2 protein-coding genes are annotated in these 1,177 nt (G+C 76.5%); one reads left to right on the top strand and one right to left on the bottom strand.

What is annotated here, in order from left to right; genetic code table 11:
* A partial coding sequence (locus ACWEVO_RS36845; RefSeq protein WP_452312000.1) for a UbiA family prenyltransferase occupies positions 1 to 512 on the bottom strand: 512 nt, incomplete at its 3' end.
* A gap of 45 nt (positions 513 to 557) precedes the next feature.
* Here ACWEVO_RS36845 and ACWEVO_RS36840 point away from each other — a divergent pair.
* Positions 558 to 1,177 (top strand): methyltransferase domain-containing protein (locus ACWEVO_RS36840; protein WP_452311999.1); only part of this gene is annotated, 620 nt, incomplete at its 3' end.

Here is a 1,177-nt window from a genome sequence, read left to right as displayed (position 1 = left end):
TGCGCCCCGGCGCCGAGGCAGGCGGCGGCGGCCACCAGCCAGGCCGGCGGGGCGGGCGCGCCCGGCCGGGCCAGCACCACGAAGGCCGGCAGCGCGCCGAAGGAGACCGCGTACGGCAGCACGGAGACCGGCGTCGACTTCAGCGGCCAGTTGTAGAGCAGCGCCGAGAGCAGCCCCAGCGTGGCGCAGAGCGCCGCCGCGCCGGTCGTGGTCAGCGCGATCAGCGGGGTGGCGAGGGCTGCGACGACCACCGCGCGGCCGAGGGCGCGCCGCGAGACCGTGCCGGTGGCCACCGGCTTGTCGGTACGCCCCACGGTGGCGTCCCGGTCGGCGTCGATCAGGTCGTTGCTCCAGCCGACCGCGAGCTGACTGGCCAGCACGGTGCCCGCCACGGCGGCGATCCCGGCCGGCCCGTGCCCGACCCCGGCCGCCAGCAGCCCGGCCACCACGGTGACCGCGGCGGCCGGTTCCGGATGGCTCGCCTTGACCAGCCCTAACACCGACGACGACATAAGGGAAGTCTGGTCGTTACCCGGGAGTCGTGCCACGCTCGGTGCATGTGTGCTGCGGCCCCGGTGTCCACTGAGTCCCGCGTGCTGCCACCCAACGATCCCCGCCAGTACGACGACCTGGTCGACGAGTGGTGGCGGCCGGACGGCGCCTTCGCGATGCTGCACTGGCTGGCCCGGGCGCGGGCCGCGCTGGTGCCCCCCGCGTCCAGGAGGGAGGCCCTGCTGGTCGACCTGGGCTGCGGCGCCGGGCTGCTCGCCCCGCACCTGGCCGGCAAGGGCTACCGGCACGTCGGGGTGGACCTGACCCGGTCGGCCCTCGACCAGGCGGCCACGCACGGCGTGACCGTGCTGCACGCCGACGCCGTGGCGGTCCCGCTCGCGGACGGCTGCGCGGACGTCGTCTCCGCTGGCGAGCTGCTGGAACACGTACCGGACTGGCGGCGGGCGGTCGCCGAGGCGTGCCGGTTGCTGCGGCCCGGCGGGCTGCTGGTGCTGGACACCCTCAACGACACCCTGCTGGCCCGGCTGATCGCGGTGGAGATCGGCGAGCGGCTGCCCACGGTGCCCCGGGGGATCCACGACCCACGGCTGTTCGTGGACGCCCGCGCGCTGGTCGCGGAGTGCGCCCGGCACGGCGTCCAGCTGCGGCTGCGCGGCGTCCGGCC

Source organism: Micromonospora sp. NPDC003776 (genome assembly GCF_053605645.1).
Note: the sequence above shows the minus strand (reverse complement) of the source record. Positions and strands in the feature narration are given on the sequence as shown.